We start from the raw sequence: 10319 nt of genomic DNA on the forward strand, positions 1-10319 counted from the left end.
ACATCAGACGCAAGTGATCCAGTTCAAGCCACAGCAGCAACTCCAGCGAAACCAAGCAAACCAGTTGTATCTACAGATCTAACAGGTAAAGCCGGCACTAAGACCCCAGTTGAAGTGACAGCAGAACCAGGAACTACAGTTGAGTTGTTCGATAAAGATGGTAACAAGATTGGTGAAGGTACAGCTGATAACACTGGTAAGGCTACTATTACTCCAACAGTTGATATTCCAGCAGGCCCAGTAACTGTAAAAGCAACGAAAGATGGTCAAACATCAGACGCAAGTGATCCAGTTCAAGCCACTGATAAAGCTGTTAAGGCTCCAGCTGTTACCCCAGTAGTGAACCCATCAGTTCTTACAGATGCGGAAAAAGCTAAGATAGCAGACGAAGTTAAGAAAGCTAACCCTACAGCAAGTAAGGTAGAAGTGGGTAACGATGGTACAGCTACAGTAACCTTCCCAGATGGTACAACAGCAATTTTGGCACCAGAACAAACGATTACAAAAGTTTCAGAATCTGGTAATAAGGGTAACAATAATTCAAATTCAGATAACAATCCTGATAAGACTTCGAATACCTTTGTTAAAATTCCAGGTGAAAAGACTCTAGTTAAGGATCCATCAAATCTAACCGATGAAGAGCGTTCAGAAATTGCTGCTAAGATCAAACAAGTGAATCCAGGTTCAAAAGTTAAGGTAGATCATTATGGTAATGCTACTGTAGAATTAGACGGGAAGACTGTTGTAATTCCGTCAGAACGATTGATAGTTTCAACTGAAGAAATGAATGGACAAACTGATCATCAAGATCGTGTAGCAACGGTTTCTTCTAAGAAAACTGAATCTGCTAAACTTCCAAATACAGGTGAAGAACAATCAACGGCTGTTGCATTGTTAGGGGCTGTACTTGGTATGTTTGGATTTGCAGGTCTTGCAAAACGCAAAAAAGATGAAAATGAATAATTGATCGCCCAATCGAATTTAGGTTGAAGGGTACTGTGCAATTATTAAGGAGGCTCTGTCCCAAAGGACAGAGTCTCTTTTTAGATGGCAAACATAAAAATCGCATGATAAGCAGGGTTCTGTCTCAGGGGCGCGCCATTATCTACAGGCAGAGTAAAAGGATGACCCCAAAAATTGGAATTAAACTTTTTTCGACTGTCTTGCGAATAATATAAGTGAGACTACAGTATTTTTTGCTTACAGATGTAGTATAATAGGAGGCGAGATATTTTAAGTTTTCTAGTGGAAAGAAAGGAAATGAAGATGATAAAAATTCGTGGATTTGAACTTGTATCAACCTATACTAATCTGGACTTGCTGCCAAAGCGGGAGACAGCGCATGCGGCCGGCTATGACTTAAAAGTGGCAGAACGCACGGTGATTGCTCCTGGGGAAATCGTCCTCGTTCCGACGGGTGTTAAGGCCTATATGCAAGCGGGCGAGGTGCTCTATCTCTATGATCGTTCCTCTAACCCTCGTAAAAAAGGTCTGGTCTTGATTAACTCTGTGGGTGTCATTGATGGAGACTACTACGGCAATCCAGGGAATGAAGGCCATATCTTTGCTCAGATGAAAAATATTACGGACCAAGAAGTCGTCCTTGAAGTTGGGGAACGTGTAGTTCAGGCTGTCTTTGCTCCTTTCTTGATTGCAGATGGAGATGAAGCAGATGGCGTGCGAACTGGTGGATTTGGGTCAACAGGGCACTAAGATGAAGATTATCTTTGTCCGTCATGGGGAGCCAGATTACCGTGAGTTAGAGGAGCGTTCCTATACTGGATTCGGGATAGATTTGGCTCCCTTATCTGAGAAGGGAAGGAAACAGGCTCAGGACCTTTGCCAAAACCCCTTGTTCCAATCAGCTGATCTGCTAGTAGCTTCAGCAGTGACGCGAGCTTTAGAAACAGCTTCTTATCTGGCTTGTGCTACGGGCCTACCTTTGAGGGTAGAGCCATTATTGCATGAATGGCAGGTTTATGAAACAGGTATAGAGAACTTTGAAACAGCTAGATGTCTGTTTTTAGAAAACAAGGGGGAGTTGCTCCCAAATTTTCCTGTTCAATATGAGACAGCTGTAGAGATGAAGTCTCGTTTTCTAGAATGCATGGCTAAGTATCGGGAACATCAAACTGTGGTAGTTGTAGCCCATCGCATGCTCATGCGCCAGTTTGTGCCAAATGAGAAGATTGATTTTTGTCAAGTGATTGAGTGTGAGATAGAGATTTAGAAAGAGGTTTATCATCGCTAAGAAAAAAACGACATTTATTTGTCAAAATTGTGCCTATAATTCACCCAAATACCTAGGGCGCTGTCCTAACTGTGGTTCTTGGTCTTCTTTTGTCGAGGAGGTCGAGGTCGCAGAGGTCAAGAATTCACGGGTATCCTTGACGGGTGAAAAGACCAAACCCATGAAATTGGCGGACGTGACCTCTATCAATGTTCACCGGACCAAGACGGAGATGGAGGAATTCAACCGTGTACTCGGTGGAGGAGTGGTCCCAGGGAGTCTCGTTCTCATCGGGGGGGATCCAGGGATTGGGAAATCGACCCTCCTCCTCCAAGTCTCCACCCAACTGTCTCAAATGGGAACGGTCCTCTATGTCAGTGGGGAGGAGTCGACCCAGCAGATCAAACTGCGAGCTGAGCGCTTGGGGGATATCGACAGTGAGTTTTACCTCTATGCCGAGACCAATATGCAGAGCGTGCGAGCAGAAGTGGAGCGCATTCAGCCTAACTTTCTCATCATCGACTCTATCCAGACCATTATGTCTCCTGAGATTTCAGGGGTACAGGGATCAGTTTCCCAGGTACGCGAGGTAACGGCTGAACTCATGCAGCTGGCCAAGACCAATAACATCGCCATCTTTATCGTTGGCCATGTGACCAAGGAAGGAACCTTGGCTGGTCCTCGGATGCTGGAGCATATGGTGGATACGGTGCTCTACTTTGAAGGCGAACGCCACCATACCTTCCGAATCCTGAGAGCCGTCAAAAACCGCTTTGGCTCGACCAATGAGATTGGGATCTTCGAGATGCAATCAGGTGGCCTGGTCGAGGTCCTTAATCCTAGTCAGGTCTTTCTAGAAGAGCGTTTAGATGGCGCGACTGGATCCTCTATCGTAGTTACTATGGAGGGAACACGTCCGATTCTAGCCGAAGTGCAGGCCTTGGTGACGCCAACTATGTTTGGAAATGCCAAGCGGACGACAACGGGGCTTGATTTCAATCGGGCCAGTCTTATCATGGCGGTGTTAGAAAAACGAGCGGGTTTGCTCCTTCAAAATCAGGATGCCTACCTCAAGTCAGCTGGTGGTGTCAAGTTGGATGAGCCGGCTATCGACCTAGCCGTAGCTGTAGCCATTGCTTCCAGCTACAAGGACAAGCCAACAAACCCGCAGGAATGTTTTGTCGGAGAGCTAGGCTTGACTGGAGAAGTCCGCCGGGTCAACCGGATCGAGCAACGGATCAATGAAGCTGCTAAACTTGGTTTTACCAAGATTTATGTTCCGAAAAATTCTCTGACGGGGATTACCCCGCCAGCTGGGATTCAGGTAATTGGGGTGACGACCATTGGTGAAGTCTTGAAGAAGGTTTTTGGCTAGGCAGATTAGAATCAGCTGACAAGCTAACGGAAAGATGGTAAGATAGGGTATAAATAATTTGGGATTCAAAATATTTTGTTTTCCAGAAAGGAAGTGGCCATGTCCTACTTTGAAAATTTTTTAAAAGCTAATCAAGCTTATGTTGAACTACACGGAGATCTTCATCTTCCTATCAAGCCGAAAACGCAAGTGGCGATTGTGACTTGTATGGATTCTCGTCTTCACGTTGCCCCAGCGCTTGGTCTCGCTCTTGGAGATGCCCATATTTTACGGAATGCTGGTGGACGCGTAACGGAGGATATGATCCGGTCCCTGGTCATCTCTCAGCAACAGATGGGAACCCGAGAAATCGTAGTTTTACATCACACAGATTGTGGCGCTCAAACCTTTGAAAACGAAGCCTTTCGACAGCATTTAAAGAAGGAACTTGGTGTTGATGTTGGGGATCAAGATTTCCTACCTTTTCAAGATGTTGAAGAGAGTGTTCGTGAAGATATGTTGCTCCTCAAAAGGTCTCCACTGATTCCAAATGACGTAGTGATTTCAGGGGCAGTTTATGATGTGGATACTGGATGGATTCAACAGGTACATTTGTAAAAAAGTCTACAAGCTATTCCATTCCCCGTCAGGACAGTGTTGCTTTCTAGATTGAGAATTGGCACGATTGGGGAAAAAATATGATATTTAGGCTGAAGGATTTCAGGAATACTAGCTAATTTGTGCAAAAGGCGAAGGATTTGGAATCTTTTGGATCATCAGTTTGACAGCTTTTTTACCTTTTTGATATTATAATTCTGTATGGTTTTGCCATGAAATGAATAAGGAGAATGATATAAGTGAAAGATATATTTAATAGACGACAGCGCTTTTCTTTGCGCAAGTATAGTGTGGGTGTCTGTTCAGTTTTACTAGGGACTGCACTTTTTGTTGCGGGTGCTCCATCTGCATCTGCTGAGGAAGTGACAGCGACGCCTGAATCTTCTACAGAAACAGCAGCAACAGAAACAGCATCATCGACAGAAGTAGCGACTGAAACAACAGCTACTGAGAGCTCAAGCTATGAAGCTCCTGCAGCGCTAGTAGCAACTTCTGAGCCAGTTACGACGTCTTCCAGTGAAAAGGCTGAGGCAACTACCGAAACATCCAAAGCTTCTGAAGAAGAAAAGAAGACAGAAGAAGCGTCAAAAGAAGAAAAGAAAACTGAGGATAAAAAATCTGAAGATAAGAAGTCTGAAGATAAGAAGTCTGAAGATAAGAAGTCTGAAGATAAGAAGTCTGAAGATAAGAAATCTGAGGATAAGAAGTCTTCAACAGAGGCGAAGGCTGAAAAAGCGACTACCTCTGCAACCACTGAAGCAACCTCTTCCTCTGAAGGGGCTGAGACAGCAACAACTTCTCTTGCAGCCAACCCAGCTGTTCAACCCTTAAATGCATCTGCAAACAAACCAGTTGCGGATTCTACAGCGACTACCTCTGCGACAACCCTTTCAGCTGCTTCAACAGAAACAGCGAATGCTGGTGCTTTGGCAACAAGTCGTAGCCGTCGTAACCGTCGTGCTTTGACAGACCATAATAACGAGCCGCTTACTGTAACAACTTACCTAAAAGATGGTGAAGTTGCTACACCTGACATGACGGATCCGAACGGTGCAACTGTAAGTTCTCAAACTGTACCAGCTGGTTACGCGAGAAAAGAAGGAGATTGGTATACATACGCTATTTGGGATTTAACTGAATTCAATAAGCGTTATAATACAAAATATTATGTGCGTGCCTATAAGAGATTTGATGACTCTACCGATACAACTGTTGAATTGCTCGACAAAAATACTGGTAGTGTAGTTGAGACTAGAACGATTACCGCTTCTAGTGGTGTTCAAAAATTTACAACTACTACAGCGGCGTCTAATAGTGAATTAACTTTCCAAGTAGATTATAAAGAAGGTACTTTTGGAAGAGGTAGAGCAACTCAACCATTTATTCAAAATGGATATGAAGTTGGAAAGAGTATCACAGATTTAGTGGCTTCTGGACACCAACTTACACCTGCAGAGCAAGCACTTTTTACTGCGGTCTATAACGCTCGTGTTACAACTGATATTTTAAATGCTGTTGAACCAGCTTATAATGGTCGTACAATTACTGACTCAAACGCTAAAATACCAGTAACAATCAATAAAACAACTTACTATAAAGTAGTTGATGAAAATAACCCAACATTTAACGCCAATAAAACAGATAAAACTGTTCAAGATTATAAAGAAAATGGCAATGAAGTAAACTTGGCTTCATACACTCTTAAAGCTATGGAAGGTCAAAACTTCACAGCATCTGGAGAGCGTCAGTTTAAAAGAACTGAAAGCCTCGGATATAATGTTACCAAAGAGACAACTTACAAGCTCTATCAAACTGCCAATCCAGATTCGACTTCTGGATATGTCAGTCGTCCGTATACGGTTGGTACCAGGTTTATGGATGCGGACCGTTATGGTATTAAACGTATTAAAGAAGTTGTTGGAGAGGATGGTTCAGTCGTTATTCGTATTTACTTGCTAGATCCAAGACAACAAAGCAAACGTTCTGATGGTTCATTAAGTACCGATGGCTATATGTTAATCGCAGAAACTAAGCCGATTAAACCAGCTGAATGGAATTCACAGGAATTAGTCGTTAAAAAATCACCTCTTTACACTATTGCACATACTGTAACTGATCCAAAAACGGGAGCAAAAACTAACTATCCAAACGGTAAAGAAGTTCCATTTGATTTCCAAAAATCTGCAGGATATACACCATATCATACTGTATTCGTACCATTCTTAGGAGATGGAATTGGATATGGTATAACTAACGCTCAATTAGAACGTGGAGTTTATGGTAGCGGTACAAACGTTGACTTGCTCAACACTTTGACACCGTATAAACAACCAATTTATTACTACGATAAGACAGAAACTATCAAGGTGAAACCAGAAGTAGAAAAACAATTGGAAGGCCGTGTCCTTGTAAATGGTGAATTCAGCTTCAAGATTAAGGAAAACTCATCTTCACCTGGTGTGGAAGAAACTGTTACAAATAAAGATGGTAAGGCAACCTTCTCTGAATTGTCATATACAAAAGAAGGTACTTATACATATACTATCACTGAATTAGCTGGCAGAGACAAGGATGTCGACTATGATGCTATGGAAGTAACTATGACTGTAAAGGTTACAAAAGATGCTCATGGTGATTTACAAGCAACTGTTAAATACAGTGGTACTGGCGGTTTTGCTTCAAGCGCAGATGACAAAGTCTTTAACAACTACGTTGTAGCTCCTGTTAAGACCAAGTTCGACTTTACGAAAGCTCTTGCAGGTCGTACTCTTAAAGATGGTGAATTCAGCTTCCAATTGAAAGATGCCAACGGAACTGTTCTTCAAACGAAGACTAACAATGCTAATGGTGTGATCGCCTTTGACGATTTGACATTCACAAATGCACAAGTTGGTACACACAAGTATACTGTAGAAGAAGTTCAAGGTTCTGAAGCTGGTATGCAATATGACCCAATGAAAGCTGAAGTAACAATTACTGTTACTAAAGAAGGTCACGTTCTTAAAGCAACAAATACACTTCCTGGAGATACAGAGTTCAATAATACTTTCACACCTGCTGCAACACAAGCTCAATTCCGCTTCACAAAACGTTTGGAAGGTAAGACTCTTGAAGCTAATGCCTTCACATTCGAATTGCTTGAAAATGGCAATGTGATCCAAACTAAGAAGAATGCAGCTGATGGTTCAATCCAATTTGATCCAATTTCATATGCAACTGTAGGTACTCACACATACACTGTACGTGAAGTAGCTGGCACAGATACAAACATCGATTACGATGATATGAATGCAGTAGTAACTGTTAACGTTACTAAAGATGCTGCATCTGGTATCTTGACTGCTAACGTTACAATGCCAGAAGATACAGAGTTCAACAACTTTGCAGTAGCTCCAGTTAAGACTCGTTTCGACTTCAGCAAAGCTCTTGCAGATCGTGAGTTGAAAGCTGGTGAATTCAGCTTCGTATTGAAAGATTCAACTGGTAAAGTTCTTCAAACTAAGACAAATACCAAAGCAGGTGTTGTAGCCTTTGATGATTTGACTTTTGACAATACACAAGTTGGTACTCACAAGTATACTGTAGAAGAAGTTCAAGGTTCTGAAGCAGGAATGCAATATGATACGATGAAAGCCGAAGTAACAATTACTGTTACTAAAGAAGGTCACGTACTTAAAGCAACTAATACTCTTCCTGCAGATACAGAATTCAACAACACCTTTACTTCAGGTCCTACTCAAGCTCAGTTCAAGTTTACTAAACGTCTTGAAGGTAAAGAGCTTACTGCAGGTGCCTTTGAATTCGAATTGCTTGAAAATGGCAATGTGATCCAAACTAAGAAGAATGCAGCTGATGGTTCAATCACATTTGATGCAATCTCATACGCTGCTGCAGGTACACATACTTACACTGTACGTGAAAAAGCTGGAACAGATACCAACATCGACTACGACAACATGAACGCTGTTGTGACTGTCAATGTCACAAAAGACGCTCAAACTGGTCTTTTGAGCGCTGCAGTTACAATGCCAGAAGATACAGAGTTCAATAACTATGTAGTTTCTCCAGTTGTAACTAAGTTTGACTTCACTAAGAAATTGGCAGGTCGTGAACTTAAAGCAGGTGAATTCAGCTTTGTATTGAAAGATGCTACAGGTGCAATAGTTGAAACAGTTAAAAACGATGCATCTGGTAACGTAACCTTCTCAGAATTGTCATTTGACAATACGAAAGTTGGTACCCACACGTATACTGTAGAAGAAGTTATTCCGGCAAACAAAGAATTTGGAATGACTTACGACCAAATGAAAGCTACAGTGACAGTTGAAGTTGCTAAGAACGGTCATTCATTGACAACTGTTACAAACGTGACATCAACAGGTGGTAAAGATGCCAACGGTAATGCTACTGATGGTACTGCAGATAAAGAATTCAACAACAAAGTCACTCCACCAGAAACTCCAGAATTCCAACCAGAAAAATTTGTCGTTTCTAAAGAGAAATATGACATCACTGGTAAGAAGTTGATGGATGACGACGATGAGTTGACAGATGAGTACACTGAAACTAACGCAAATCCATATGTTGATGGTGTTACTAACAACGAACCAGAAAACTTGAATACCAAGACAGTTAAACGCGGTTCTAAATTGGTTTACCAAGTATGGCTTGATACGACTAAATTCACTGAAGCAAACAACATCCAATACGTTGGTGTATCTGATACATATGATGCAGAAAAATTGGACGTTACTGCAGCTGACATCAAAGCTTACGATTCAGTAACTGGTGCAGATGTGACTAACAAGTTCGACATCAAAGTTGAAAATGGTACCATCACTGCAACTTCCAAAAAAGAATTCATCAAAGATGAAGTAAACAACCCAGTTATCGACACTACTAAGTTCGAATTTGGTCGTTACTATAAATTTGATATCCCAGCAACTGTGAAAGAATCTGTTAAAGCTGGTGCTGATATTGAAAATACAGCCAACCAAACAGTTCACGTTTACAACCCAGTAAGCAAGACAGTTGAAAAACCTGAAAAACCAACACAAAAACGTGTCAACAACGTTCCAGTTCCAGTGGAAATGAACTTCACTAAACGTTTGGAAGGTCGTGAACTTCAAGCCAACGAATTCGAATTCGTATTGAAGAAAGACGGCGTTGAAGTTGAACGCGTGAAGAATGACGCTGCTGGTAATGTTGTCTTCAAGACTCTCGAGTTCGGTCGTGATGATCTTGGTAAGACTTACAACTACACAGTTGAAGAAACTCCTGGTACAGATGCAACTGTCAAATACGACACAATGGTTGCTACTGTTAAAGTTGTGGTATCACATGATGGTACTGCTAAAGCGATCGTTGCGAACGTAACGGATGCTGCTGATAAAGAGTTCAACAATACAGTAACTCCTCCAGAAGAACCTAAGTTCCAACCAGAGAAATACGTTGTTTCTAAAGCGAAATTCGATATCACAGGTACTAAGCTCGTTGATGACGATTCTGAATTGACAGATAAATATGGTGAAACAAATACAAACCCATATGTCGATACAACTGCCAACAACGAAGCAGAAAACTTGAATACGAAACCAGTTGAACGTGGTCAAAAACTTTACTACCAAGTATGGTTGGATACAACTAAATTTGACGCAGCTAACAAAGACAATATCCAAACAGTAGGAATCACAGATAACTACGACAAGGATAAATTGACTGTTAATGCTTCAGACATCAAGGTTTACGATTCAGTTACTGGTGCAGACGTTACGACGAAATTCGATATCTCTGATAACAATGGTGTGATTACTGCTAACCTGAAAGATGGCTTCACTAAGTCACTTGGCGATGCAGAAAACACACAAGTCATCAACACAACTAAATTCGAATTTGGACGCTACTATAAATTTGATATCCCAGCAACAGTGAAAGACGATGTTGTAGCTGGTGCAGATATCGAAAACAAGGCAGCACAAGTTGTAAACTATTACAACCCAACTACTAAGAAAGTTGAAAAACCAAACAAACCAACTGAAAAACGTGTCAACAGTGTTCCAATCTCAGTAGAATTTAACTTCACTAAGAAATTGGAAGGTCGTAAGCTTAAAGATGGCG

The 10319-nt window shown here is 41.7% G+C and carries 6 protein-coding genes; all 6 read left to right on the forward strand.

Going from position 1 to position 10319, the window contains the following annotated elements; all coding sequences use genetic code 11:
* On the forward strand, positions 1-963 hold a 963-nt coding region (locus PCY07_RS10190; protein ID WP_301556736.1), incomplete at its 5' end, for an LPXTG cell wall anchor domain-containing protein.
* Positions 964-1269: 306 nt separating this feature from the next.
* The gene (locus PCY07_RS10195) at positions 1270-1713 is read left to right on the forward strand and encodes a dUTP diphosphatase (RefSeq protein ID WP_175742790.1); all 444 of its coding nucleotides are present in this window, start codon (positions 1270-1272) and stop codon (positions 1711-1713) included.
* Positions 1673-2230 (forward strand): histidine phosphatase family protein, encoded by a 558-nt coding sequence (locus tag PCY07_RS10200; RefSeq protein WP_215195218.1) that lies wholly within the window; start codon positions 1673-1675, stop codon positions 2228-2230. The genes PCY07_RS10195 and PCY07_RS10200 overlap by 41 nt, the downstream gene beginning before the upstream one ends.
* Before the next feature lie 10 nt (positions 2231-2240).
* Positions 2241-3605: a DNA repair protein RadA gene (gene radA, locus PCY07_RS10205; protein ID WP_215195220.1), complete on the forward strand. Its 1365-nt coding sequence runs from the start codon at positions 2241-2243 to the stop codon at positions 3603-3605.
* 99 nt (positions 3606-3704) lie between these two features.
* Complete coding sequence (locus PCY07_RS10210) at positions 3705-4202, forward strand: carbonic anhydrase (protein WP_003014152.1); 498 nt, start codon at positions 3705-3707, stop codon at positions 4200-4202.
* Positions 4203-4441: 239 nt separating this feature from the next.
* Positions 4442-10319, forward strand: a 5878-nt coding sequence (locus PCY07_RS10215; protein ID WP_301556737.1) for an FctA domain-containing protein, incomplete at its 3' end; no start/stop codon positions are given.

It is taken from the genome of Streptococcus sp. SP1, from assembly GCF_030440005.1.
GTDB classification, from domain to species: domain Bacteria; phylum Bacillota; class Bacilli; order Lactobacillales; family Streptococcaceae; genus Streptococcus; species Streptococcus parasanguinis.

Bases quoted from the DNA above. Each gene is read 5' to 3' on its own strand.
- PCY07_RS10200 (WP_215195218.1), top strand. From the start codon at position 1,673: ATGGCGTGCGAACTGGTGGATTTGGGTCAACAGGGCACTAAGATGAAG.
- PCY07_RS10210 (WP_003014152.1), top strand. From the start codon at position 3,705: ATGTCCTACTTTGAAAATTTTTTAAAAGCTAATCAAGCTTATGTTGAA.